This window comes from Achromobacter sp. DH1f, assembly GCF_000633435.1.
Classification (GTDB): Bacteria; Pseudomonadota; Gammaproteobacteria; order Burkholderiales; family Burkholderiaceae_B; genus Achromobacter; species Achromobacter deleyi.
Genome location: NZ_AYMF01000029.1, coordinates 346,940 through 370,544 on the forward strand (window position 1 = coordinate 346,940; position 23,605 = coordinate 370,544).

Genomic DNA, 23,605 nt, shown 5'->3' on the forward strand with positions numbered 1-23,605 from the left:
CTATTGAATGGCCCCCGCCACCCCATCCCACAACAGCTTCACTGCCGTCACCACCAGCAAGCCATAGCAAGCTCGCACCATCTGCGCCTGATTCAGCCGATGGTGCAGCCGCCACCCCGCCCACACCCCAAAAAACGCCGCCGGCAGGCAGATCGCCACCAGCCCCCAGAACCCCGCCGTCAGTTCCCGCACCGCCAGCCAAGGCCCCGCCTTGAGCAAGTTGCCGATGGTGAAGAACATGCTGGTCGTGCCGCCGTACATTTCCTTGGACAGGCCCAATGGCAGCAGATACATGGCCAGCGGCGGCCCGCCCGAATGCGCCACCATCGTCGTGATGCCGGACGCGCTGCCGGCCAGCAGCGCCTTGTTCTTCGAGCGTGGGCGTTGGCCCGCCACCGCGCCGCCGCGCCACCACAGCCAGGCGAAGAGCAGGGTGGTGACGGCCATCAATATCTCGACCACGTGCCGGTTCACGTGGCGCAGCACGACATAGCCGGCCACCACCCCCACCAGCAGCCCTGGCACCAGGTACGCCAGATCCGGCCGCGACCACGTGCGCGGACGCCAGTACCTGAACGCGTAGAAATCGGTCGCCACGAAGATCGGCGCCAGCAGGCTGCCTGCCTTGATCGGGTCCATCACCAACGCCAGCAAGGGAATGCCGATGATGGCGAAGCCACCGCCGAACGCCCCCTTCATGAAGCCGATAACACCGACCGCGGCGACGGATACCGCGATGACCTGAAAACTGAAATCCATGATTGAGAACCGCTGACACTGAAGATCGGATACGCACCGCCCGGTGCGTTGTGCGACGCCATCCTAGGCCCGATAATCGGCACATCCAAATAATCGTCATGGATACGCTTTCCGTGCCTCTGTCCCGCTACAAAGAAGTGGTGGATCGCCTGGCGTCCGACATCCGCGCCGGCCGCCTGCGGCCTGGCACACGCCTGCCGACGCACCGCGACCTGGCTGCCCGCGAAGGGCTGGCGCTGGCCACCGCCACGCGCGTCTACGCCGAACTGCAGGTGATGGGACTGGTCAGCGGCGAGTCCGGCCGCGGCACCTTCGTCAAGGAAGCACTGCCACGCGGCCACGGCATCGACCTGCGCGCCTGGAATGACGACACCACCGAACTCACCTTCAATTCCCCGACCCTGCCGGGCCAGTCCAACCTGTACCGCACCGCGCTGCGCCGACTGGCCGCCAAGGGCGATGCCGATGCGCTGCTGCGCTATCGGCCCCACGGCGGCAGCGATGCCGAACGGGCGGTCGCCGCAGCCCATATGGCGGCCCGAGGCGTACCGGCATCCGCGGACTCAACCTTGCTGGTCAGCGGCGCGCAGCATGGCTTGACCATCGCCGCCATGGCCTTGTTCGAACCGGGCGATGTGGTGGCCGTCGACGCGTTGACGTACCCCGGCTTCAAGCTGGCGGCGGAATTCTCGCGATTGGAACTGGCGCCCGTGCCGGCAACGCCAGACGGCATGGATCTGGATGCCCTGGCGGACCTGTGCCGTCGTCGGCGCGTGCGGGCGGTCTACACCATGCCCACCCTGCACAATCCGCTGGGCTGGGTCGCCAGCGACGCGTGGCGCGAAACCTTGGCGGCCATCATTCGCCGGCACGCGCTGATCCTGATCGAAGACGGCGCCTATGCCTTTCTGGCGGAACACGCGCCGCCGCCCCTCGCGGCAAGAGTGCCAGAAGCCACCGTCTACGTATCCAGCCTGTCCAAGAGCGTGGCCACGGGCCTGCGCGTGGGCGCCATCAGCGCGCCGCCCGCCTGGGTGCCCAAGTTGGAACGCGCCATCCGCGCCACCACCTGGAACACGCCTGCCACCATGACGGTCATCGTCTGCGGCTGGATCGAAGACGGCACGGTCGCGCGGTTGGAAGCCGAGAAGCGACGCGACGCAGCGCAGCGCCAACGCATCGCCGCCGAGATCCTGGGTGGACTCGGCCCCGTCAGCCACCCCACGTCCTACTTCGTCTGGCTGCCGCTGGCGCAAGAAGTGCGTGCCGACGCCATCGCGATGGCCTTGATGCGAGAGCGGATCTCGGTCTCTACCGCGCATCCCTTCGCCGTCACGCACGTGCCGCACGCCATCCGCCTGGCGTTGGGGTCGGTGGGGCTGGATGACCTGCGACGGTCATTGACGGCTGTGGCACGCGTCATCGCGGACCAGACCGACCGGTAGCTCGATACGCGGTTGGCAATCAAATGGGCTGATGAGATTTCAGCCAGTCTTTCAACGCATTGTTGATGCGCGTCTGCCAGCCTTGCCCCGTTGCTTTGAACGCGGCAAGGACTTCCTCATCAAGACGAATGGTAGTGGCCGCTTTGCGGACAGCCGCGGTACTGCCTATCGGCCGACCGCGCCGCCGCACGATCTCCTCAGGCGTGTGCACACGCGCATACTGACCATTGACGGCTTGCTTGGCACTACGCAACAACGCGGCTTCCAACTCAGATATCTCATCGCGTTTCTTGGGCATCAAAGCACTCCTTGAGTTTGGCGAGTACGGAGGCAGAAATGCTATCGGCGTTGGCTTTGGCGTATACGACCAGAAGCACCACCTCACCGCTCGCTAGTCGCAAGTAGTAGATCACACGGACACCACCGCGCTTTCCCATGCCAGCGCGCGACCATCGAACTTTTCTGCACCCCCCGGAGCCTGGCACGACATCACCGGCCTCTGGGTTAACCGCGATCCAATCCACAAAGGCTTCCCGTTCGGTATCGCTCCAAACCTTGGCCGCCCACGTGCTGAATTCATCGGTTTCGATCACGGTCAGCATAATTTATTGTACTAACAATTTATTGATAGGGTTAAGACGCTCCCGCACCGTTGCGGCATGCGAGCCATTTACAGATCGATCGCTCGCCGCCGAGCTCAGCGAGCGATCCAGAACGTCTTCAGCCGATCATTGTGCAAGCCATCTCCCCACAATTTGCCCTGACACTGCTGATATCAGACCAAGCAACACAACAAGCCACTGTCAGGTCATTTCCAAGCGTTGATCGCAGACCAGACCGACCGGTAGCACCCGGGTAAAACCCGTAGGCGGCCTGCTGTGCCACCGCCCCGTTTCCCCCTTATGATCAATAACGCGCCGGCCCTGCCACCCGCGGCCGGCCGCCAGAACGTCATCCCCGTTCCCAGGACCTTCCTATCGGATACCCGCCATGTCCTCACGCGTTGAATCCGGCCATACCCTCGTGCCGGCAAAAACCGCCTTGCTGGTCATGCACTACCAGACCGACATCACCACGCTGTTCCCGTCGGTTGCCCCCACCTTGCTCGCCAACACGCGCCAGCTCTGCGATGCTGCGCGGCGCGCCGGCATACCCGTCTATTTCGCCAAGATCCACTTCAGCCCCGACTACCCCGAGGTCAGCCCGCTGAACAAGAACGGGCAGGGCATCAAACAGATGGGTCTGTTCACCGACGACGAAATCTCCCACGAACTGGGTCGGCAGATCAGCGAACCCGTCATCATTGCCCACCGCGCCAGCGTGTTCTTCGGCACCGACCTGGAACTGCGCCTGTCCGCCCAGGGCGTGGATACCCTCATCATGGTCGGCATCGCGTCCACCGGCGTCATGCTGTCGTCCATCGCCTACGCCAGCGACGCGGACTTCCAGCTCTACACCGTCAAGGACTGTTGCTACGATCCGGACCCGGTCGTGCACGAACATCTGTTTGCCACGGCCTTTGCCTCGCGCACGCACGTGCTGTCGCTGGATCACGCCTTGTCGTTGCTGGCCTGACCACGCAGCGGCGCAGGCCGATATCAACGGCCGGCACCGGCCCGGCGATCCGTAAGCCATGCCCAGCTATTGCAGTCCGACACAATTGGCAAACTGCTGTCCGACGCGTAACCGGGCGGCCCACTAACATGGCGCCGCAGATTGCGCCAAGCCGCTGGCGGCCCTGACGATCCAGGCCGTCTCCCGGGAGGGGCACCCTCTTGCAACCCAATGCAAGGGCAGGCAAGCACAAGGCGCTTTTCACGAGTCCGACAAGAAGATATCCAACATGTACACCCGTCTGAACGCCCGCTTTTCCGCCCGCCTGCGCACCGCCGTGGCCGGCCTGTGCGCCGCCACGCTGGCCGCCGCATTCGCCCCTGCCGCTCACGCCGCCGAACCGGCCGCCCCCAAGCTGGACGTCGCCCAGGCCGCCGCCGTGACGCCGCCCGACGGCCCCACCGTCCTGTACTTCATCTACCAGATCGACGGCAAAGGCGCCGATTCCTATGAGGTCGCCAACGGCAGCGTCGCCACCTACTGGTTCGGCCACGCCTTCGACCTGGACGGCACCCGTTACTTCACCGGCTTTGCCTGGGACACCCGTGAAAAATACGGCAAGCCCGGCGAAGACGACGTCGGCCCCGACACCCAGGTCAACCTGGCCGAGGCCACCTTCACCCTGACCGGCTCGTCGCCCGAACGCCCCTGGAAGTTCCGCGGCATGGAGCACACGATCGGCCAATTCGGCGCCTACGAGCGCCCCGAAAACGTCGACACCCGCCGCAAGCCCCTTGAATACCGCACGCCCGCCGGCAAACTGGTGCTGGCCGTGCCCACCGAAGGCTTCGAGAACGGCGTCAGCTTCGAAGGCTACGCCCTGTTCGTCTTCAACATCGGCCCGCGCGACGAGATCAAGGAAAACGTCTGGACCTACGTCGGCAGCATTCTCACCGGCGACGACAACGCTGCGGCCTGCGACGGCGGCGACGTCATGCCCTGCGCCACCCGCAGCGGCAAACTGGGCTTTGCTGCACAGGCCGGCGGCGACATGCCCCGCCTGACCGTCACGCCCAGCGGCACCATGATCACCGGGCCGGGCAAGACGCGTCAGCTGGGCGCGGCCGATACGGTCACGTACGTCTACGACGCGGCCACGAAGAAGTACGCCGAGAAGTAAGCATCCACAGACGGGCCCTGCAAGCAGGCAGCCGGCCATGCCCGGCCGCCATGCGAATCAAAGCGCGAGCGAACGATGCAGAAAATCGAAGGCGCGACATTCCAGATGGCCCACGACAAGGGCCAATCCCACTTTCAAGACCTGCATCTGCACGACTGCACGTTCGACAACTGCAGCCTGTCGATGGTGAAGATTCCCGCACGCATGTCGCGGGTGCAGCACGTGCACCTGTCCGGCTGCCGCGCCGTCAATTCGATGATCATGCCCTGCGTGTTCGAAGACGTGGTGGTGCAGGACCTGACCACCAACCCCATCCTGCTCGTATGGGCCTCGTTCTTTCGGCGCGTGAAACTGGTCGGCAAGATCGGCAAGATCAACCTCAACTTGACGCCCGAAGCCTTCTGCACAGACGCCCCGCGCCTGGCGCAGTTCGACGCCGCCCGCGCCGCGTTCTACGCCGACACCGACTGGGCCCTGGACATCAGCGACGCCAAGCTGCTGGGCCTGCGCTGCGAAGGCGTGCCCCTGCACCTGATCAAGCGCGATCCGCAGACCCAGGTCATTCTGGACAAGCGCGGCCGCTATCCCGGCCACCAGGCCTTGGACAAACGCTTTGCCCAGGCCTTTCCCGTCGCCGACAGCGTACTCAGGGGATTCGACGAATCCGACCGCCCCGCCATGCTGATGGCCGCGTCGCTGGCCGCGCCCAAGAAGCGGCGCGACGAAGAGCTGGGCGCGATTGCCGAGCTGCGAACGTTGGGGTTTCTGGAAGACGCCTGACGCTAGCGCAGCGCCGCAACTTCAACCGAGCGGGCGCCGCACGCCTGCACCAGTTCGGGATCATGGCTGGCGAACAGCACCACGCGGTCCTTGGCCCAGGTCTTGAACACATCGGCCAGCACATTGCGTGCCGCCGTATCCAACCCGTTGCTCGCGCCATCGGCAATCACCACCGCCGGATGCCCCAGGTTGGCCGCCGTCAGGTAGACCTTGCGGCGCGTGCCCGTCGACATCTGCTCGAAGCGCTTGTCCAGGTGTGGCTCCAGGCCCAGGCGGCGGGCCAGGTCGAGCGTGGCGTCGTCCAGCGGCACGCCTTTTTCGGCGGCCACCTGCTCAAGCAAGCCGCGGCCCGTCTGCATCGGCGCCGTCAGGCAGTTGTCGGGCACATAGGCCAGCCGGGCACGGGCTGCTTGCGGCGCATGGGTCAACGAATGGCCGTCGATCCAGACGTCGCCGGCATCCGGGGCGATCACGCCCGCGATGATGCCCAGCAGGCTGGACTTGCCCGTGCTGTCTTCTTCGCACAGCGCCACGCAGCCCGGCGGGAACGTGTGCGTCAGGCCCTGGAAGACAAGATAGTCGCCGTAGCGCTTGGTGAGGTTTTCGATGCGTAGCATGCGGGGAGTTTACGCAGGAATACTGTGCGCGGCCAGATCGACGGGGCTTCAGGCTGGGGTAGTCGCGTCGGAATCGCGAGGCGCCCCTGTACGCCCAAACATGCCAGCATCCCCTCACACCGCTTGCCCGTAAAGGGCCGGAAAGAGGGTAGGTTGCGCGAAGAGTGGGAACGCGAACTGCACGGGAGCATGGGACGAGCTTGACGCCACCAGACCCGACTTCACAAGCTCGGACAGCAAGTTTCTGCCTGTGCGTTCGCCCAAGCCTGTCATCTGGACAAATTCACCGCGCGACGCTGGACCCGCTGCGAACAAATGATAGAGCGGCAAAATCGCTTCCTGGCGGAATCGCTTTTTGCTGCCATGCACTTCGGCCAGGATCAAGGCCGCGATTCTGCCCTTCATCGCGTCCAGATCAAGCATCTCGGACATGTACTGCACCTGGTCGTCACATATGTCCAGGAAGTAATTGATCCAGTCCACCAAGCCGCGCTCGGTAAGATTGCCGCGCCCATCCAACGCACCTTGACGCGGTGCATCCGCGCAAGCGAGGCTGCTGTAGTAGCGTGGGGCGTCACGCGCCAAACCGCGGTTGACGGACCAAAGTCCCTCCGTGATCGGCAGCATGGCGGCATGGGTCTGCAAGCGCGTCGCCCGCCCATTGCCATCGACGAACGGGTGCATCCAGGCCATGCGCTGATGTGCGCAAGCCAGCAGCGGAAGGAATTGATGCGGTGAGTCGTGCAAGCGGCCATCTAGATTTTGCCGGTTTACTTTATAGCTTTATATTCATATAAATTATTGAATACAAACGATTTTTATCTTAAATCGACAATCTTATTGCAATGGAAATTGCCGGTTATTTTTCCGGTATATCGTCCGATTTTTCACAGGTCCGATTCGCCATCCTTTTTCGTGCCCGCCGGCTGGATGAGCGCTACGGTTCCTCATCCAGCCGAGGCCGTTCTTTTTAGAACCGCCCCCGCAGCGTCAACAGCACACTACGCGGCGCACCGTAGTTGTTCCGGTTCTCGGCGTACCCCGGATACTCGTAGTACACCTTGTCGAACAGGTTGTTGACGTTCACCGCTGCCGTCCAGTGCGACGTCAGGTCGACCGCCACCCGTGTATTCCACACGCTGTACGACGCCCGGCGTACCTTCGACACGCTGTTGGTCAACGCGCTCTGCCAGTTGACGCCAGCGCCCAGGCTCACGCGGCTCCAGTCGCCAGGCAGACGGTATTCGCTCCAGACGCGCAGCAGGTGGCGCGGCGTTTCCTCGCTGAACGTCTGGCCTTCGCGGTCGGGGTCGCTCAGGAACTTATTGCTGTTGAAGGTATAGCCGGCTGCCAGTTGCAAGCCCGCCATCACCTCGCCGCTCACTTCGGCCTCGAAGCCCTGGCTACGTACCTTGCCCGCCGCGCGCGAGCAATAGCCGCCGTTGCAGACCGGACCCGCTTCGTAATTCTGCACCGCGCGGTTCTTCTGATCGATGCGGTAGACGGCGAATGACGTGTTGAGCCTGCCATCCATCAACTCACCTTTGATACCGGCCTCGTAGTTGGCGCCGACGATCGGCTTGAGGATGCTGCCGTCCAGCGTGGTGGCCGTCTGCGGCTCGAAGATGTCGGCATAGCTGGTGTAGACCGACCAGTTCGGCGTCAACGCGTACACCAGCCCCAGGAAAGGCGTGAACTCGGCGCTGGCCTTGCTGGTGCTGACATCGCTCCAGGTGGCCGCCTGCGTCGTGTAGCGGCTTTCGAACCAGCTGAAGCGGCCGCCCGACACCAGCGTCAGGTCATCCGTCAGGCTGCTGCGCAACTGCGCGTAAATGCCTTTCTGCACATGCGGCTCGTAGCGTGACGTGCGCTGAGAATCCGGAAAGCTGTCGGGCTTGGGCACGCGTGAATTCGGGTGAAACACATCCAGCGGCAGATAGTTGGACGCGTACTCGATGCGGTCGGTGGATTTCAGCCGCGACAGGCTCACGCCCACCACCAGGTCCTGCTGCATGCCGAACGTGGTGAAGCGGCCATTCACGTTGGCATCAAAGCCTACGTGCCGGGCCGACTTGTCGTAGTTCCAGGCATTGCGCATCGGCCCCATCAACGTCACCGGGTCCACCGCGCCCGTCGCGTCCAGCGCTGTGGTGAGGCTTTCCTCCTTCACGTAGGTCGCGGCGATCTTCAGGCGCCAGTTGTCGTTGAAGCGATGCGTCAGATCCGCAAACCACTGCGTCTCGTCGCGGTCCCACTTGTTCCAGTCCGCCCCCAGGTAGGTCGACCGCTTCAGGCCCAATGAACTGCCGTCGCTGTAGCGCGGCAGGCCGCCGAAGAAAGGCGTGGATCGCAACCGCGACACCAGCACGCCTGCGCCCACCGTCGTGCGTGGCGACAGGTCGTAGTCCAGCGCGGCATATAGATTGGTATCGCGTTCCTTGACGACGTCGATGAACGACCCCTTCGTGTCGTAGTCCAGCACCGCGCGGCCCCGCAGGCTGCCGTCGGCGTTCAGCGCCCCGCCCGCATCCAGCATCCCGCCGTAGTGATCCCACGAGCCGGCGCGCGCTTCCATCAGCACCTGCGTCTCGGCCGTGGGGCGCTTGCGCACCAGGTTGACCGAACCACCCGGCTGGCCCGCGCCTTCGAACAGGCCCTGCGCGCCGCGGAACACTTCGACGCGATCCAGATAGGCCGTACTGCCGGTAAAGCTGTTGCCCACCGCATAGAAGCTGCGCGACAGCGGCACGCCGTCGTACTGGATATTGCTGATCTTGAAACCGCGAGAATAGAAATTGCGCCCGCCGTCCGCCACTTCGCTGATCGTCACGCCGGTCGTGTTCTCCAGCACCTCGCTGATGGTCGCCAGATTCTGGTCGTCGATGCGCTTGCGCGTCACCACCGTCACCGACTGCGGAATATCCTTGAGGGCCTGCTCGGTCTTGCCGATGGTCGCCGCACTGGCGGCGTATGACTGCGACCCCTCGGTCTGCGCGTGGTACGTTCCGGTCACCAACACCGGCGCCAGCGTGCTCGTGCCCGTGCGCGGCTCGGCCTCGATACGGATACCACCGTCCACCTGGACCGCGCGATAACCGGTGCCTGCCAGCAGCGCACGCAAACCGTCCGCCGTGTCGAACGCGCCGTTCAGCCCGGCGCTGCGCGCCCCCGCCAACTGCGCCGAAGAATAGGCCAACGAGATACCCGCCTGCCGCGCAAACGCCGACAACGCATCATTCAAAGGGCCCGGCGCAATCGCGTAGACGCGCGCGGCGGCCGGCTGCGCTGCCGCGGCAGGTGCGGCCTGGGCGCGGGCAGGGGCGGCCGTCGTCAACGCACCCAACGCCACCATCAACGGCAGCAGCGCAACGTAGGGAAGGGAGGGGCAGGCGCGCAAGCAAGCCCGGTCGCCGGGCGGCGTGGCCGCGGCCCGGAGGCTGTGGGTCTTCACAAGAGATACTCCATTGAGGGTCGGTCGATGCGGGGCAGTGCGCACTGCTGCACCCGGTATGACGAACGACTTCGCCCATCCCCTCAAATTCTTTGTAACCGGCACGCGGACTCAACCGCGCGCCCGCACCCGCGTCACCCGCCCGCCCCACCACAGGCGCCCGGCCTGCGGCTCCACCGGCAGAATCTGGCGCAGCAGCGCCAGCACATTGCGCGTGTCGTCCAGCTGGAACACGCCAGACACCTTCAACCGCGCCACCGCCGGATCGCATTCGATCGGCCCGTGATAGCGCGCCAGTTCGCGCAGAAACGCGTCCAGCGGCATGTCGTGCACCGACAGCGCGCCCTCGATCCACGCACCGCCATCCATCATGCGAGCGGCCTCGGGCGCAATCGGCTCGGCGCCCGTCGGCGTCAGGCGTGCGGACTCGCCCGGGCGCAACGTCAGCGCCGCCGTGCTGATGTGCGCGTCGCGCGGCAACAGCGCCACCGCGCCGTCATCCACCGCGACCTCGCTGTAGTCGTCCCGCTGACGTACCCGGTAGCGCGTACCCAGCGCCTGTGCCCGGCCATCGCGCGTTTCCACGAACAACGGACGCGACAGCGGTTCGTGCCCGGAGATCAGATAGACCTCGCCGGCCAGCAACCGTATGCGGCGCTCCGTACCGCCATAGTCGATATCCACCGCCGTATCGCTGTTGAGCACCAGCGTGCCACCATCGGGCAGGCGGACCTCGCGCCGCTCGCCCCGCGCCGTGGACACGTCCGCCAGCATCTGTTGCACCGCAGGCGCCTCGCCCAGCCGCCACGCCATCCAGCCGCCCGCCGCCAACGCGCCCAACGATGCCAGCACCTTGCGACGCGAGCGCCGCACCTGCGCCGCGCCGGTCTGCCGCAGAATGCGCGTGGCGGCCTGCGGCGGCATACCGTCCGCGGGGCGCTGCAAGCGCGCCCCCAACGCCTGCAGGCGTTCCCACACCACGGCGTGCGCGGGCATGGCGTGCAGCCATGCGTCAAACGCCTGCCAGGCGCCCGCGTCGGCCGTGTTGTATTGCAGCTTGATGCGCCATTGAATAGCCGCGTCCAGCACCGCCGGGTCTGCCGCGCCATCGCTTCCTGCGCTGGCGTGGGCCTGGCCTGCGTCTCGCACGCCCGTCCTTTCAAGACTCATAGACCAGCCGATAGCAATGCCCCAGCGCCTGCGCCAGGTAGCGCTCGACCGTCGCCACCGACCTGCCCACCTGTCGCGCAATCTGCGGGCAGGTATAGCCGTCCATCTGGGCCAGCAGAAACACGTCGCGCACCTCGGGCTTGAGGCGGCCCAGCATCTGCGCCACCTGCTCCAGCGATTCCAGGATCAGCAGCCGCGATTCCTCGGATGGCCAGTGCTGCTGCGGATAGGTCTGCAACACCGCCAGATAGCTGCGTTCGATCTCGAGCCGGCGCCAGTGGTCTACCAGCAACCGGTTGGCGATGGTGCGCAGATAGGCGCGCGGTTCACGCAGGGCGGTGTCGGGGGTCGGTCTGGATAAGGCTTTCGCGTCGGACGGATTGGCCGACAGCAAGCGCACAAAGGTGTCCTGCGCCAAATCCGCCGCGCGGTGCGCATCACCCAGTTTCAGGCGCAGCCAGCCGTGCAGCCAGGCGTGATGGTCACGGTAAAGCGTCGCGATACCGGCGTCGGGGCGGGCGCTGGGCTTGACTGGCATGGGGGCAGGGAATGTGAATGGGAATTGTTCACATTATAGGGGGATTGATGGGCTACAGGCGAAGGGCGGCCTTGCCCTTGCTCGTTGCTGTCCGAGGAACTGCCGCCCCGGCGTCCCATCCCTGCATCAGAACGGCTTCACCACCACCAGCAGAATGATCAACACCGGCGCCGTCAGCACCACCGGCAACAGCCGTCCGCGTCCCACCTCGCCCGCATCCCCCGCCGCTTCCGCCAAACGCCGCAGCCGCCCCGCCTGCATGCCATGCACTGCTGCCAAGACCAGCACCAGCGCCAGCTTCACCGACAGCCACGCGCTGCCAAACCACCCCGCGCTGGTCGCCAGATACACCCCGCTGGCCAGCGCGCCCACCATCGCCGGCGTCGTCAGCATGCGCTCCCACGTGCGCAGCAAACGCAGCCGCGCCAGTTCCTGCGGCAACGCCGGCCCCGGCAGCTTGTCGGCCGCCGCCAGCACGAACGCCTGCACCACCATCCCCGACACCCAGAACAGCACCAGCACCAGGTGCAGCGACTTGATCAGCAGATACGCCATCGCCTACCCCCGCACCGTGCGGCCCAGCGACCGCGCAATCACGAATCCACCAAACGGCACCACCGTCGCCACCAGCGTCCACACCAAGCGCTTGCGCGGCCAGCCCTGCGCCGCCGCCACATTGCAGGCCAGCGCGAGGTAGACCATGAACGCCACCCCATGCACCGGCCCCACCCACGACACCACATTGGGCACACCGGCCAGGTGCTTGAGCGGCACCGCGATGCCCAGCAGCACCAGCAGCGTCACGCCTTCCAGCATGGCGGCCCACTTGAACAGGGCAGGGGTTGAGGGGTCAGCGTCTTTCAGGGGCATGGCGGTTGTGGCTTGAGATGGGATCAGCCGCATTGTCGGGGGTGGCGGCATTGACGGCCATTGTCCAAAATGCCAATCTTCGAAAGAAATCGGCCAAGTGGGTTTTATCGTTGGATGCGTCGGCCTCTGTCGTCCAAAGTGGGTCTGGCGTCCTTATCCGGCGGCTATTGCCGCCCCAAGGGGGCCTGGCGCCCAGATTCGCCTGTCCCTGCCATCCCAAGCGGGTCTGGCCCTCTGCTCTGCCGGCCCCTGCCGTCCCAACTGGCCCTCCAGCGCAACCCCTCGGAACTTGATGCATGCCCAAGCCAGCCCCCCACCGCGTCGCCGTCCTCGCCTTTGACGGCCTGGTCGCGGGCGACCTCGCCATGCCTTGCGAGATCTTCCAGCTAGCCGAAACGCTGGACGGACGTTTGCCGTACCAGGTCGACGTCTGCGCCAGCCGGCCACGGGTCAAGACGCATGCCTACGACTTGCACGTTCGCGTGCGTCTGGACGTGGCGCGCACGGCGGACACCGTCGTCATTCCCGGATTGGCAGACCCCAGGCAAGACATACCGAAAGACATCGTGGACGTCGTGCGGCACGCCCATGCCGCGGGCGCGCGGATTGCCTCCATCTGCACCGGCGCGTTTGTCCTGGCCGCCAGCGGCATCCTGGACGGCCTGAAGGCCACCACACACTGGAAGGCCGCCGACCTGCTGGCACAGCGCTATCCGAAGATTCAGGTGAACCCCAACGTGCTGTTCGTCGACAACGGCAAGGTGCTTACGTCCGCGGGCGCGGCGGCCGGCATGGATCTGTGCCTGCACATGATCAAGCGCGATCACGGCGCGACCGTCGCGGCCAATAGTGCGCGGTTGGCGGTAGTGCCGTTGGAACGCGCGGGCGGGCAGGCGCAGTTCATCGTCAGGCCGACGCCCGCATCGCATACGGATCTGACGCAGTTGCTGCATTGGATAGAGGGCCGGCTGGACGAGAACCTGACCGTGCGCACGCTGGCCGACCAGGCTGCGGTCAGCGTCAGGACTTTGAATCGGCGGTTTCAGGAATTGCTGGGGGTGAGTCCGCTGCAGTGGGTGATTCAGGCCAGAGTGAATCGTGCGCGGGGGATGCTGGAGACGACCGACCTGCCGGTGGAGCGGGTCGCGATGGAGGTGGGGTTTGGGTCAGCGGTGTCGCTGCGGGAGCATTTCTTGGGGATCGTGGGGACGAGCCCGATGATGTATCGACGGGCGTTTCGAAGGGTGGGGTGAGGGGTTGGGTGAGGGCTGGGTGGCGGCCGGGATGACGACTCGAGGATGACGACTGGGGCTTGATGCGTGTTGCCTTGTCAGGCCCAAGCCGTCATCGCAGGCCTATTGCATCGACCTGGGCGCGTCGTGGGTAGGGCAGCTGAAACTTGCATCATCCGCGCAGGCTCGCGCCGATTCCAGCAGGGCATCGGTCAACGTGCCCACATGAGCACACAAGCCTTCTACACCTCCCATCAAGGCGGCGACGGCCCATGCATCCAGCGGCTGTGCACCGGTCGCGTCAGGCTCAGAGGCGCTGTTGCCGATAAGACGCGCAATGGTCTCGATCGCGAAGCGGGCGCGTTCGATGTTGTAGAGCGGGGCAAGGGGAACCAGGCCGTGTTCAGGATCGGTGTCGATTAGCCACGGGTTTTGGGTGAGGGGGTGGGATTGCATGAAAGGCTCCAAAGACTGATGAAGCCCGCTCCCCACTTCCAAATGGGGTGGGCGGGCACGAGGCAAGGTTGGAAGACCGGCGTCTTTGGAAACCGGCGTGCGCGAACGCACCCTCGCCAAGGCCCGCCCATAGGGACGTGCAAAGGCGCTCGGACATGAAAAAGCCGCCAGAGCGGCGGCAGTCCGCCAAAGACATTGCCGGCTTCCAAACCGGGCTACCGGTGGTGCGGTAGTGGAGGGAGTATACGGCGACAGACTCGGTCGTGGACACTAGACCAGATCGTCTGCAGAACTAATCAGCCCACATGGGGCAGCATTCGCCCTCTGCTACCGCCCAGCCGGGCGCCAATCCTTCTGTAAAACGCTGATAGTTCCCCGCTTGGACCAGCATTCTGTCGCATGGAAAATGACAATCAATTCGCTATTCTTTTTATAACAGCAAGAATCTGCTTTTCTATTTTTTTATGATCATCAGTAGTCTCCGAGAGATGGCTCACCTCCTTCTCCAGCCAACGATACTGTGCAAAATACTTAGTCGGATCTGCGAGCATTTCGTCGGCCAGTTCCTTAGCCATATACCCCGTAGCACCAAGTGGAAGCACAGTAGCTCCCGTTTCCCGAGCAATCTCAAACTCTCTACGCACCCCTGTAGCATTAACAATATCGCCAGACTCCAATTTGTTTCCAAAGAGAAAAAGAGCGATGCCAGAGAGCCCGATCATGCGTCTTCGATATTCTTCCCATAAAGCGGGCAGATCCTTATTATCCGTCGCAACTTGTGGAAAGGGCCGAATAACGAGTTGATCTTCAGAGTATTTTTCCGGCTTCCCATAAATGGCATCTAAGGCACCGTTAATCACCGCACTCCCGATGCCCCATCCAAATCCATTAACAACCCGATAACCCGCCTTAATTAGCCCCGCAGAAAGAGAATGGACAAAATCTAAAGCACTTTGCTTACCCCAATCCCCATACTCTTCAGCACTACCAGATATAAATATTGTCTTCTTAAGAAATCGAGTTTCAATTTCACTCAAGATAAGAGGTATGTCATCGTACTCATCAACCAACACCGCCTGAATGCCGAATCTTAGCAAATCGCGTACATGATGTTCTTGTCGACATTTTCGGTATATTGCAGAACTCGCATCTTCATCCCCTTGAACCTCGGCCGACTCTTTTCGCAAGAAACAATAATGTGTTCTTCGATGTTGCTCTGGAACATGAAGACGGCTCAACACGTAATCAAGGTTAGGATCAGAGAAGCTAAATCCGATGAAAAGAAAAGTCTTTGATATCAGATCCCCACTCAAAGCCGTAACAAAAGACTCATGGGTTTTATAATATTGCTCATACTGTGATTTATATAGAATGGCGGCCCCTGGCGACTCCACGTCCCCATGCATTTTATATACAACAGCATCCCGCTTCGGACGAGTGGTGATAAGGTCATCGACTTTGCGTTTGACATCCGCGACTCGATAGCTCGACTTAAGGCTATCCTCAATCAAGGTGTCATAGTTGGTTGTCCAATAAGTCTTAATCGGGAGGCGCGCGAGAATCCTGTGAGAGTCGGATGGCTCCGCCTGCTCGGAAAATTCCTCGAGAATTTTTCTTGCCAGTCCAGTGGGGCTATTTTTTTTATTGACGTGATATTGTGCGACTGAGATTAAGTCGCTTTCTTTTTCAGTCGACAGACCTAACTCTTCAGCGATCTCACTCAGCAACTCTTTCCAATTTACAAATCCGCAAGTACGCGAAAGTCCGGCGCCGGCAAACACCGCAGCAACGCCTTCCTCCAAATCTTTCACGTATGCTTTTATGAAAGAGTCAACCTCTTTTGACAATTGGAAAGTCATTTCTTAGAAATTCCGTGCGCCAGATTGGCGTCGAATGAGGGGACTGAAACCCAACTCGTAAAACACCCAATCAAAATAATGAAAGGGATCCCGATCTATATCCATAAAGCTCGGAAATCTGATTCTGAAATTGAGTCTGACCACCGTAGCTTGGATGTCTCACACACACAATAGGTACCGTACTAATTATTCTATGTGCGGCAACCGCAGCATCATTTCCAATGGCAACGATACGGGATGGCCTCAGAAGCTCGATTAGCATACTTAATATCTCTTCTCCGGCCCGACGTTCGCGTGCATTATGTTGCCGGTTGGTAAATGGGTCACCAGACTCGTGCGGGTGCAGCGGAAAGACGTTCCACAAGAAAATTCGGGCATCAATATGCTCCAGCATATTCCAAATGACAGCAGCAGTGCGTTCTGCGACTGCATTGCCTATTGTAGGCCGTCCTGCCGCCAATTCTAGATTCCAACGCTTTGCATGGTTTGACATGTGGACATCGTCGGTCAAAGCCAAGCCTGTTCGACGTCCGCCGCGGTATCCCAGATCTCGGCCGATCCATATCGCATCAACTGGCTCCTCCAAGGCACAGCGCAACATTTCAGAGAGGTTTATGGTCCGTCGCCGCGGAGCATCGAAGCAGTCATGAACCGCGCAACGATCCGAATATGGATTAAAGCAGTCCTCAAACCGCAATGATGCAACTGCTTTAACAAAAGGATGAATCTTCATTTTTTATTCAAGTGGTAAGTAAGCAATAGTACGCGCCTCTCTATCTCCCACTATCCATCCACCCTGATTAGCTTTGAGTTGGCGAAATACAGCATAACCATCCAGAATTGCTTTCTCCCACAACTTAAGAGGGCACTTTTCCACTTCATATCCACTCACGAATTCACTAATAGTTTTCAAAATTCCCAAAGATACTTTCTTTTGATCCTCAAAAAAGTTCAACTCTTTCGCCCGGGAGAAAATCCAAGCAGTCAACCCTTCCTCGACGACAATAGCTCGCCCACTGTCCTGCTCTTCGTCATATAGCGGACTGCTTTTCCGTTTGTGCTTAATCAATGCACGAGTAACGGGCGACCAGTGCAAGATAGCTGCATAGGCAAAATGAAATACATCATGAAACCGGTAACCATCTCTATCCGCAATATTATCCGTCAATGGATCACCGATAAATACACCATTCCACTGAAGATAACTTTTACCACTTCCCCGTTGATTAATCCTAATATTGAATCTTCTGGGAATCTGTTCTTCAACACCAAAGCAACTATCGAAATCAATATCTTTTAAATCCGTGGGTTGCGGATCTAAGAATGCCCCACGGGCCTTACGTAAATTCGAGCGAGCGACATCGGAGAATACTAATTTGGCGGCATGGATAGCATCCAGATAAGCTCTGGCAAATGCCACTACTCCGTCCCTTGTAGGTTCACTTCCTAAAAGTGCAGCAGCGGCTTTTCCGAGGTGTACCAATGTTACGTCAATTGAGCTCGGTGCCGCTATCGGCATGGCAATATATGCCAATACACCCGTAGAAATATCACTTGCAGCGCCGACATTTTTGAAATTTCCGTGATTGGCTGCTTCCGAAAATATATCCTCAAGTGGAACTCGTATGCGCCGGCAGACTGCAGCCAGATACCAAAGCGTATCACCAAATTCTTCTTCTGCCGCCCGTCTGAAGCCTGGATACGCAGACTCTTCGCGTACGTGCTTCTTCGCAGTGGCCATTATCCCGCCAACTTCTCCATAGAGCCCTTGAAGAACGGGACTAATATCTGCTCCGAGCACATCTGTAGCCGCAATCTCCGAAGAATATTCCGAAAACAAAAGGGAGCCATCTTTCTGCATAGACTATCTCCGGAGACTAAGCCATTCATGCGGTGCACCTTGATATCCACTCACTCCAAGGCTACCAATCCACAACTCGAAGTCCGCAATCAATTGAGGATCATCGAAAATTGTCAAACCAATTCCATTTTTGCAAAGAGAACGTCCCTGAGAATCCCTGAGATTTGCAGGAAATTTCGGCCCCTCTCCACCAAAGTACACAAATTGGTTACTTACGAGAATACGATTTGGACCTGTATCGCGAGCTACGTGTTCAGGATGGTTTGTACCGAGCTCACTGGAATGAAAAGAATCACGTTGTTGCCAAGCCTCTTTTGGCGTAGCCCTAAAGTAAATATTGTCCCCGCAACTCTGCTTTCGGGAACCGGTGCGATAAGGCTTTTTTAATTCAAACCGTGAATCGGTTGAATATTCATCAATTGTCAGCGTCTCGGTAACTCGCATTGCAAAGACTAAACAGCCACCACGCCTAACGCGACTACTAGCGCTACCGCTCCCTACAATCCAATCGCCAAGATTAGCGCCCCGGCGGATACTTGGCTTGCAGGTCGCGAGTGTGCAGTAGCCATAGAAGGGGTTGGGCGCGAAGCCACTGTCATATCTCACCACGTAGGAATGGATGCGTGCCATTAGCATGGGTGCCTTTTTAACGGGACCGAAGCACACTCCTCGCCATCAGGCTTTTCCCATGTGTCTTTCCCATTGATTGCATCGATGATTGCATCACCGTTCCAGCCGACTAGAGCATCAGCATATTCCTTTAAAGCCTGCGGAAGCTCACATTCCTTCTCGCCGTGCTCCCAAACGCCAACAATACGTTTGCCTTGCTTCGCCGCATATTCAATCTCCCAGTTCACCCACTCGCTATTTTTTGTTTGCGGAGATACATAGCAAATAAACACACCAGCCCAAGCTATTGCCGGGGCCAAGATCTGCGTCTTGATGTAGTGCTCGTCTGTAGCCTTGTTGAACTTTCCTTTATGGATAGAGGAGTCTCGAATCTCTAATCCTTTTGGATCCAACAAATCTTTCAGCTTTTGTAGCCCATGGTCATCCTCATGCACATGGCTAATAAACACGTTCCTTTTCTTTGCCACAGACGCCTCCATTAGTATTTATTTGTATAGCATCGTAACCTATCTAGGGGAATTTGCAGATGTACCGAGGATCTTCCATCTGATCGTAAGCACAGTTGTTGTTTTTATATGTCTGTAAATATGTAGGGAAACCTCGATAAGTGCGAGCGCCCGGGCTTCAAGTACAGAAATTTAAACGCAGTGCTGCCCATTTACCGCACGGGTTGCGCCTACAGATATTCTGTTAATTTCAGCGGGGGCATCCTGCCTAACTGTTGCCCAAAAACAAGAGCCGCATATAGCGGCCCTTGTTCACGATTATTCAGAAACCAATGCGAGTCAGCCCTTATGCACCTGTGCAATCAACCCATCCAGCTGCGTGAGCATCGTCTCAATCTCCTCACCCGTCACATTCAACGCAGGCATAAAGCGCAGCAAATTCGGACGCGGCGCATTCAACAGCAACCCCGCCGGAGCCAGATTCCGCGCAGCCTCAACAATCGCCGGACCATCATCGCGATCCATCACCAGCGCGCGCAGCAGACCCATCCCACGCTCGCCCTTCATGCCGTACTTAGCCGACAAGGCCAGCAACCCTTCCGACAGCTGCTTGGCACGCGCATTAACCGACTCCATGAAACCCGGCGCAGCCAGCGCATCAAACACCGCCACACCCACAGCCGCCATCAACGGATTGCCGTTATACGTACCGCCCTGGTCGCCGTGCGAGAACACGCAGACTTCCTGACGAGCCAACAGCGCAGCCAGCGGCACACCACCACCAATCCCCTTGGCCAGCGTCATGATGTCCGGCACCACATCCGACTGCTGATAAGCGAACATCGTGCCCGTACGGCCCATACCCGTCTGCACTTCATCCACAATGAACAGCAGCTTGTGCTCATCAGCCAGCTTGCGCAGGCCTTGCATGAATTCCTTCGTGGCGGGAATGACGCCGGCTTCGCCCTGAACGGGTTCCAGCATGATCGCGACGGTCTGGTCGTCGATCAACGCGCGCACCGATTCCAGATCATTGATCTCGGCCTTGGGGAAACCCTCCACCTGCGGCGCGAACATCTTGTCCCAGCCCGGCTTGCCCGACGCGGACATAGTCGCCAGCGTGCGGCCGTGGAAGCCGTGGTTCATGGTGATGATCTTGTAGGCGCCTTTCTTGTTGACCTGGCCCCATTTGCGGGCGAGCTTGATGGCGCCTTCGTTGGCTTCGCCACCGCTGTTGGCGAAGAAGACGCGGTCGAAGACGGATGCGCCAGTCAGGCGCTGGGCCAGCTCGATGGACGGCAGGTTGTAGAACGCCGGGGACGGGTTCATCAGCAGCTTGGACTGCTCGAGCAGGGCTTTCTGCATTTCCGGGGCGCTGTGGCCCAGGGTGTTGACGGCCCAGCCCTGGACGAAGTCCAGGTATCGCTTGCCCGCGTGATCCTCCAGCCAGGATCCCTGGCCTCGCACGAACACGAGGTCCGGGCGGGAGGTGATCTCCATGAGGGCGTTGACGTTGAACTGGCTGAATTCCATGGCGGTTCCTGCGGAATGAGAGAACAGGGGTTGAAAAAGGGTGGGAAACGCTAAAAGGTGAATTTAGCACCGGCGGGGGAATGCTATCGTGACGCACCCCCAGCCGATCCGCCCCAGGGCCGCCCCAAAAGGGCCGCCAGCGCGGGGCTCTCTATTTTATGCAACAGGCGCGGCCCTGCGCGGCGCCTTCTGTCGCTTTTTACTGACCGATCATGACAAGAATTCTTTCCAGTCTCGCTGCCGGCCTGGTGCTGGCCGCGGCCGCGACCGCGGCGCATGCCGAGTATCCCGACCGTCCCATCCGCCTGATCGTGCCTTTCCCGCCGGGGCAGGCCACCGACATTTTTGCCCGCGCCCTGGCCGAAAAGCTGGGCACGGCGCTGAAGCAGCCCATCGTGGTGGAAAACCGCGCGGGCGCCGGCAGCAATATCGGCATGGAGCAGGCCGCGCGCGCGACGCCGGACGGCTACACGCTGGTGATCGCGGGCTCGGCCGCGGCGGTGAACCAGACGCTGTACAAGACCATCAACTACAGCCTGACGAACGATTTCGCGCCGGTGTCGGGGGTGTTTTCGGTACCGCTGATGTTCCTGGCGACGCCGGCTTCGGGCATTACGTCGCTCAAGCAACTGGTGACGCAGGCGCGCGCCAGCCCGGGTGAGCTGGCCTACGCCAGCGCGGGTATCGGCGGCACGCAGCATCTGTCGGCCGAAATGTTCAAGGCGGCGGCCAATATCGATATCCGCCACATTCCGTACAAGGGCAGCGGCCCGGCGCAGGCGGATTTCCTGGGGCACCAGGTGCCGCTGATGGTGGACTCGGTGACGGCGGGCCTGCCGCACGTGCAAAGCAAGAAGGCGGTGGCGTTGGCGGTGACGACGGCCAAGCGCCTGCCGCAGCTGCCGGACGTGCCGACGGTGGCGGAAAGCGGTTATCCGGGTTTTGAGGCGATTGGCTGGGCGTCGGTGCTGGCCCCGCGCGGCACGCCGCCGGCGGTGACGGGCTATCTCAGCCAGCAGATCGGCCATGTGCTGAGCACGCCGGAGATGCAGAAGTTCTTCCGTGACCGCGGTGCAGAACCGATGCCGCTGACGCCCGAGGCCACCGGCACGTTCATTGCCGGCGAGGTCGACAAGTGGGGCAAGGCGGTGAAACAATCCGGCGCGCAGGTGGATTGATCGGCCGCTGAATCTCGGTGATGACAGGCCCGCCAGCGTCGCGGGTCTGGCATGCAATCCCAACCCCACCGACCCGCTAGATGATCAGCGCCCCTTGCGGGCGCTTTTTACTGTGTGCCCCAGCGCATCCATGGCGGACGCGATGATATGGCCGCGCCATTCGCGTTTGACGTCCATGCGCGCGGCCGTGAGGGCGGCGATGCCCAGGCCACAGAAGGCGCTGGTGACGCGGACCACGCGTTCCAGTTCCAGGTTGGCCATGTCGATGCCCAGCGCGGCGTACAAGGTGACGCCGATCTTGATCAGTTCGGGTTCGACATCGGCGCCTTGGTCGGACAAGCGGTTGGCCAGGGCGGACAGGCCGGGCCAGTCGTAGGTGAAGTCGACCGAGGCTTCGACCACCGCGCGGTCGCGTTCGATGCCGACGGGGATGTCCTGGACGCTTTCCAGCAGGGCCTGCATGTGGTCGGAACCGGTCTTGAGCGCCGCTTCGTAGATGGCCTGTTTGCTGGGGTAGTGGTGCAGCAGGCCGGCCTTGGAGTAGTTCACGGCGTCGGCGATCTGCTGCAGCGAGGTGTGCGCAAAACCGTGGCGGGCGAAGAGGCCGGCGGCACGGTCGAGGATCTCGGCGTCTATTTCGGATTTGGTGGGTTTGGGCATGGTCGATTCTTCCGGTACGGCGCATTTTGCCTGATGCGGCCCTATAGCGCTGCGCGGGGCAGGGCGGACATGATGCCGACGAAGGGCACCACGCGGGGCGGCGGCTCTGCCAGGCACAGATAGGCGGCCAGGCCGATGAGCAGCGCCAGCGCCAGGGCCATCTTCAAGGATCCAGGGTGACGGGCCGTGCCAGGCCTGCGGGCAGGGCGCTGCCGGGCGGACGGGATACGAAAGCGGGTCAATGCGGGTTCCTGGTCGTTCGAACAATCCGGCCCGCGGTCTGCATCCCGGGCCAGGCACATTCCCAGAACGGGGTGTGCATGGCCATATTAAACCAAATTGGTATTTTTCCAACCATAATGGTTGGTTTATGCTGAAACCAGGGCTGCCTGGCGCCGGTGCCATTGCGGTGCGCACGATGCGCCGTGACGACGCAGCGGGCACCACACTGGTGCGTATCCGGGAGCCTGCTTCATCCCGCCCACGGCAGCGCCGAAATGGCACGGAACTTGCTTTTCCAGTTTTGTATACCGAATTGGTGTGCAACGCCGATCCCCGTCCGGGGACGGCGCGCCCTGGAGAGTTCCTCATGAAGCGTAGAACCCTGTTGCTGTCCCTTTGCGCCGCCGCCAGCCTGTTGGCCGCGCCGCTTTCGCATGCCGACACGCTGGACGACATCGTCAAGAGCGGCACCATCAAGATCGCCGTGCCGCAGGACTTCCCGCCGTTCGGGTCGGTGGGCGCGGACATGAAGCCGCTGGGCTACGACATCGATACCGCCGCGCTGATCGCCAAGCAGCTGGGCGTGAAGCTGGAACTGGTGCCGGTGACCAGCGCCAACCGGGTGCCGTACCTGCAGACCCGCAAGGTGGACCTGGTGATTTCCAGCCTGGGCAAGAACCCGGAACGCGAGAAGGCGATCGACTTCTCGGACGCGTATGCGCCGTTCTTCAACGGCGTGTTCGGCCCGGCCGACCTGAAGGTGGCGTCGGCCGCCGACCTGGCAGGCAAGACCATCGGCGTGACACGCGGCGCGGTGGAAGACATCGAGCTCTCCAAGATCGCGCCGCCCACGGCCACGCTCAAGCGCTATGAAGACAACAACGGCACCATCACCGCTTTCCTGTCGGGCCAGGTGCCGCTGATTGCGACGGGCAACGTGGTGGCCGCGGCCATCCTGGCGCGCAATCCGCCCAAGAAGCCCGAGACCAAGTTCCTGATCAAGGATTCGCCTTGCTACATCGGCCTGAACAAGGACGAGCCGAAGCTGCGCGCCAAGGTCAACGAGATTCTGGCGGGCGCCAAGCGCGACGGTTCGCTGGCGGCGATCTCCAAGAAATGGCTGGGCGCCGACCTGCCCAAGGACCTGTAAGGCAGGCGCGAGCG

The 23,605-nt window shown here is 61.3% G+C and carries 25 protein-coding genes and 1 pseudogene; 7 read left to right on the plus strand and 19 right to left on the minus strand.

Features of this window, described 5'->3' with window-relative positions:
- On the minus strand, nucleotides 1-759 hold the full coding sequence (locus tag U858_RS0125815; protein WP_025140017.1) for a sulfite exporter TauE/SafE family protein: 759 nt from the start codon (nucleotides 757-759) through the stop codon (nucleotides 1-3).
- 113 nt (nucleotides 760-872) lie between these two features.
- On the opposite strand from U858_RS0125815, the gene U858_RS0125820 reads away from it, so the two are divergent.
- Nucleotides 873-2,204 (plus strand): PLP-dependent aminotransferase family protein, encoded by a 1,332-nt coding sequence (locus tag U858_RS0125820; protein ID WP_025140018.1) that lies wholly within the window; start codon nucleotides 873-875, stop codon nucleotides 2,202-2,204.
- A 19-nt stretch (nucleotides 2,205-2,223) separates the two neighbouring features.
- On the opposite strand, the gene U858_RS0125825 is transcribed toward U858_RS0125820, so the two are convergent.
- Nucleotides 2,224-2,502 carry a BrnA antitoxin family protein gene (locus U858_RS0125825; RefSeq protein WP_025140019.1) on the minus strand — a complete coding sequence of 93 codons (279 nt, stop codon included), beginning with the start codon at nucleotides 2,500-2,502 and terminating at the stop codon, nucleotides 2,224-2,226.
- Nucleotides 2,483-2,806: a transcriptional regulator gene (locus tag U858_RS0125830; protein ID WP_025140020.1), complete on the minus strand. Its 324-nt coding sequence runs from the start codon at nucleotides 2,804-2,806 to the stop codon at nucleotides 2,483-2,485. Before U858_RS0125830 ends, U858_RS0125825 begins: the two co-directional genes overlap by 20 nt.
- A gap of 388 nt (nucleotides 2,807-3,194) precedes the next feature.
- On the opposite strand from U858_RS0125830, the gene U858_RS0125835 reads away from it, so the two are divergent.
- The 3 genes from U858_RS0125835 to U858_RS0125845 all read left to right on the plus strand — a co-directional run bounded on the left by U858_RS0125835 (nucleotide 3,195) and on the right by U858_RS0125845 (nucleotide 5,718).
- Nucleotides 3,195-3,779 (plus strand): isochorismatase family cysteine hydrolase, encoded by a 585-nt coding sequence (locus U858_RS0125835; RefSeq protein ID WP_025140021.1) that lies wholly within the window; start codon nucleotides 3,195-3,197, stop codon nucleotides 3,777-3,779.
- A 268-nt stretch (nucleotides 3,780-4,047) separates the two neighbouring features.
- A complete protein-coding gene (locus U858_RS0125840; RefSeq protein ID WP_025140022.1) occupies nucleotides 4,048-4,938 on the plus strand; it encodes a hypothetical protein in 891 nt (296 codons plus the stop codon).
- Nucleotides 4,939-5,013: 75 nt separating this feature from the next.
- Nucleotides 5,014-5,718 carry a hypothetical protein gene (locus tag U858_RS0125845; protein WP_025140023.1) on the plus strand — a complete coding sequence of 235 codons (705 nt, stop codon included), beginning with the start codon at nucleotides 5,014-5,016 and terminating at the stop codon, nucleotides 5,716-5,718.
- Nucleotides 5,719-5,720: 2 nt separating this feature from the next.
- Here the strand turns inward: U858_RS0125845 and U858_RS0125850 are convergent, their stop codons facing one another.
- The 7 genes and pseudogenes from U858_RS0125850 to U858_RS0125880 form a co-directional block, all read right to left on the minus strand.
- Nucleotides 5,721-6,335 (minus strand): ATP-binding cassette domain-containing protein, encoded by a 615-nt coding sequence (locus U858_RS0125850; protein WP_025140024.1) that lies wholly within the window; start codon nucleotides 6,333-6,335, stop codon nucleotides 5,721-5,723.
- Nucleotides 6,336-6,449: 114 nt separating this feature from the next.
- Nucleotides 6,450-7,085, minus strand: a pseudogene (locus tag U858_RS0125855) (Fic family protein); the annotation flags it as partial.
- A 220-nt stretch (nucleotides 7,086-7,305) separates the two neighbouring features.
- On the minus strand, nucleotides 7,306-9,786 hold the full coding sequence (locus tag U858_RS0125860; RefSeq protein ID WP_232786605.1) for a TonB-dependent receptor: 2,481 nt from the start codon (nucleotides 9,784-9,786) through the stop codon (nucleotides 7,306-7,308).
- A 111-nt stretch (nucleotides 9,787-9,897) separates the two neighbouring features.
- Nucleotides 9,898-10,956, minus strand: a complete 1,059-nt coding sequence (locus tag U858_RS0125865; protein ID WP_029954307.1) for a FecR domain-containing protein — start codon at nucleotides 10,954-10,956, stop codon at nucleotides 9,898-9,900.
- Nucleotides 10,946-11,494 carry a sigma-70 family RNA polymerase sigma factor gene (locus tag U858_RS0125870; RefSeq protein WP_025140028.1) on the minus strand — a complete coding sequence of 183 codons (549 nt, stop codon included), beginning with the start codon at nucleotides 11,492-11,494 and terminating at the stop codon, nucleotides 10,946-10,948. The genes U858_RS0125865 and U858_RS0125870 overlap by 11 nt, the downstream gene beginning before the upstream one ends.
- Before the next feature lie 126 nt (nucleotides 11,495-11,620).
- Complete coding sequence (locus U858_RS0125875; RefSeq protein WP_025140029.1) at nucleotides 11,621-12,049, minus strand: CopD family protein; 429 nt, start codon at nucleotides 12,047-12,049, stop codon at nucleotides 11,621-11,623.
- Between the two features lie 3 nt (nucleotides 12,050-12,052).
- Nucleotides 12,053-12,364 (minus strand): DUF3817 domain-containing protein, encoded by a 312-nt coding sequence (locus U858_RS0125880; protein WP_025140030.1) that lies wholly within the window; start codon nucleotides 12,362-12,364, stop codon nucleotides 12,053-12,055.
- A 296-nt stretch (nucleotides 12,365-12,660) separates the two neighbouring features.
- Between U858_RS0125880 and U858_RS0125885 the strand changes: the two genes are divergently transcribed.
- Complete coding sequence (locus U858_RS0125885) at nucleotides 12,661-13,617, plus strand: GlxA family transcriptional regulator (RefSeq protein ID WP_025140031.1); 957 nt, start codon at nucleotides 12,661-12,663, stop codon at nucleotides 13,615-13,617.
- A 102-nt stretch (nucleotides 13,618-13,719) separates the two neighbouring features.
- Here the strand turns inward: U858_RS0125885 and U858_RS0125890 are convergent, their stop codons facing one another.
- The 7 genes from U858_RS0125890 to U858_RS0125900 form a co-directional block, all read right to left on the minus strand.
- Complete coding sequence (locus tag U858_RS0125890; protein ID WP_025140032.1) at nucleotides 13,720-14,052, minus strand: hypothetical protein; 333 nt, start codon at nucleotides 14,050-14,052, stop codon at nucleotides 13,720-13,722.
- A gap of 413 nt (nucleotides 14,053-14,465) precedes the next feature.
- On the minus strand, nucleotides 14,466-15,911 hold the full coding sequence (locus tag U858_RS33955; protein WP_042885539.1) for an SIR2 family protein: 1,446 nt from the start codon (nucleotides 15,909-15,911) through the stop codon (nucleotides 14,466-14,468).
- A gap of 70 nt (nucleotides 15,912-15,981) precedes the next feature.
- Complete coding sequence (locus U858_RS34430) at nucleotides 15,982-16,644, minus strand: uracil-DNA glycosylase (RefSeq protein WP_051593682.1); 663 nt, start codon at nucleotides 16,642-16,644, stop codon at nucleotides 15,982-15,984.
- A 3-nt stretch (nucleotides 16,645-16,647) separates the two neighbouring features.
- On the minus strand, nucleotides 16,648-17,772 hold the full coding sequence (locus U858_RS33960) for a nucleoside triphosphate pyrophosphohydrolase family protein (RefSeq protein WP_042885541.1): 1,125 nt from the start codon (nucleotides 17,770-17,772) through the stop codon (nucleotides 16,648-16,650).
- Nucleotides 17,773-17,775: 3 nt separating this feature from the next.
- A complete protein-coding gene (locus U858_RS34435; protein WP_369797727.1) occupies nucleotides 17,776-18,408 on the minus strand; it encodes a hypothetical protein in 633 nt (210 codons plus the stop codon).
- Nucleotides 18,402-18,869 (minus strand): TIR domain-containing protein, encoded by a 468-nt coding sequence (locus U858_RS34440; RefSeq protein WP_051593694.1) that lies wholly within the window; start codon nucleotides 18,867-18,869, stop codon nucleotides 18,402-18,404. Before U858_RS34440 ends, U858_RS34435 begins: the two co-directional genes overlap by 7 nt.
- 318 nt (nucleotides 18,870-19,187) lie before the next feature.
- The gene (locus tag U858_RS0125900; protein ID WP_025140033.1) at nucleotides 19,188-20,381 is read right to left on the minus strand and encodes an acetylornithine transaminase; all 1,194 of its coding nucleotides are present in this window, start codon (nucleotides 20,379-20,381) and stop codon (nucleotides 19,188-19,190) included.
- A gap of 212 nt (nucleotides 20,382-20,593) precedes the next feature.
- Here U858_RS0125900 and U858_RS0125905 point away from each other — a divergent pair, with 212 nt between their 5' ends.
- Nucleotides 20,594-21,559, plus strand: a complete 966-nt coding sequence (locus U858_RS0125905; RefSeq protein WP_025140034.1) for a tripartite tricarboxylate transporter substrate binding protein — start codon at nucleotides 20,594-20,596, stop codon at nucleotides 21,557-21,559.
- 84 nt (nucleotides 21,560-21,643) lie between these two features.
- Here U858_RS0125905 and U858_RS0125910 read toward each other — a convergent pair whose 3' ends face one another.
- Nucleotides 21,644-22,219 carry a TetR/AcrR family transcriptional regulator gene (locus U858_RS0125910; protein ID WP_025140035.1) on the minus strand — a complete coding sequence of 192 codons (576 nt, stop codon included), beginning with the start codon at nucleotides 22,217-22,219 and terminating at the stop codon, nucleotides 21,644-21,646.
- 41 nt (nucleotides 22,220-22,260) lie between these two features.
- A complete protein-coding gene (locus U858_RS36415) occupies nucleotides 22,261-22,386 on the minus strand; it encodes a hypothetical protein (protein WP_255358817.1) in 126 nt (41 codons plus the stop codon).
- Between the two features lie 422 nt (nucleotides 22,387-22,808).
- On the opposite strand from U858_RS36415, the gene U858_RS0125920 reads away from it, so the two are divergent.
- Complete coding sequence (locus tag U858_RS0125920; RefSeq protein ID WP_025140036.1) at nucleotides 22,809-23,591, plus strand: transporter substrate-binding domain-containing protein; 783 nt, start codon at nucleotides 22,809-22,811, stop codon at nucleotides 23,589-23,591.
- The last annotated feature ends 14 nt before the right edge of the window (nucleotides 23,592-23,605 follow it).

What these genes read in the sequence shown, in the direction of transcription:
- U858_RS34435 (WP_369797727.1), bottom strand. Translation starts at nt 18,408, where the DNA reads ATGCTAATGGCACGCATCCATTCCTACGTGGTGAGATATGACAGTGGC.
- U858_RS0125905 (WP_025140034.1), top strand. Translation starts at nt 20,594, where the DNA reads ATGACAAGAATTCTTTCCAGTCTCGCTGCCGGCCTGGTGCTGGCCGCG.
- U858_RS0125890 (WP_025140032.1), bottom strand. Translation starts at nt 14,052, where the DNA reads ATGCAATCCCACCCCCTCACCCAAAACCCGTGGCTAATCGACACCGAT.
- U858_RS0125865 (WP_029954307.1), bottom strand. Translation starts at nt 10,956, where the DNA reads ATGAGTCTTGAAAGGACGGGCGTGCGAGACGCAGGCCAGGCCCACGCC.
- U858_RS0125840 (WP_025140022.1), top strand. Translation starts at nt 4,048, where the DNA reads ATGTACACCCGTCTGAACGCCCGCTTTTCCGCCCGCCTGCGCACCGCC.
- U858_RS0125910 (WP_025140035.1), bottom strand. Translation starts at nt 22,219, where the DNA reads ATGCCCAAACCCACCAAATCCGAAATAGACGCCGAGATCCTCGACCGT.
- U858_RS0125885 (WP_025140031.1), top strand. Translation starts at nt 12,661, where the DNA reads ATGCCCAAGCCAGCCCCCCACCGCGTCGCCGTCCTCGCCTTTGACGGC.
- U858_RS0125900 (WP_025140033.1), bottom strand. Translation starts at nt 20,381, where the DNA reads ATGGAATTCAGCCAGTTCAACGTCAACGCCCTCATGGAGATCACCTCC.
- U858_RS0125830 (WP_025140020.1), bottom strand. Translation starts at nt 2,806, where the DNA reads ATGCTGACCGTGATCGAAACCGATGAATTCAGCACGTGGGCGGCCAAG.
- U858_RS0125920 (WP_025140036.1), top strand. Translation starts at nt 22,809, where the DNA reads ATGAAGCGTAGAACCCTGTTGCTGTCCCTTTGCGCCGCCGCCAGCCTG.
- U858_RS33960 (WP_042885541.1), bottom strand. Translation starts at nt 17,772, where the DNA reads ATGCAGAAAGATGGCTCCCTTTTGTTTTCGGAATATTCTTCGGAGATT.
- U858_RS0125875 (WP_025140029.1), bottom strand. Translation starts at nt 12,049, where the DNA reads ATGGCGTATCTGCTGATCAAGTCGCTGCACCTGGTGCTGGTGCTGTTC.
- U858_RS0125850 (WP_025140024.1), bottom strand. Translation starts at nt 6,335, where the DNA reads ATGCTACGCATCGAAAACCTCACCAAGCGCTACGGCGACTATCTTGTC.
- U858_RS0125870 (WP_025140028.1), bottom strand. Translation starts at nt 11,494, where the DNA reads ATGCCAGTCAAGCCCAGCGCCCGCCCCGACGCCGGTATCGCGACGCTT.
- U858_RS33955 (WP_042885539.1), bottom strand. Translation starts at nt 15,911, where the DNA reads ATGACTTTCCAATTGTCAAAAGAGGTTGACTCTTTCATAAAAGCATAC.
- U858_RS0125835 (WP_025140021.1), top strand. Translation starts at nt 3,195, where the DNA reads ATGTCCTCACGCGTTGAATCCGGCCATACCCTCGTGCCGGCAAAAACC.
- U858_RS0125815 (WP_025140017.1), bottom strand. Translation starts at nt 759, where the DNA reads ATGGATTTCAGTTTTCAGGTCATCGCGGTATCCGTCGCCGCGGTCGGT.
- U858_RS34430 (WP_051593682.1), bottom strand. Translation starts at nt 16,644, where the DNA reads ATGAAGATTCATCCTTTTGTTAAAGCAGTTGCATCATTGCGGTTTGAG.
- U858_RS0125825 (WP_025140019.1), bottom strand. Translation starts at nt 2,502, where the DNA reads ATGCCCAAGAAACGCGATGAGATATCTGAGTTGGAAGCCGCGTTGTTG.
- U858_RS0125880 (WP_025140030.1), bottom strand. Translation starts at nt 12,364, where the DNA reads ATGCCCCTGAAAGACGCTGACCCCTCAACCCCTGCCCTGTTCAAGTGG.
- U858_RS0125845 (WP_025140023.1), top strand. Translation starts at nt 5,014, where the DNA reads ATGCAGAAAATCGAAGGCGCGACATTCCAGATGGCCCACGACAAGGGC.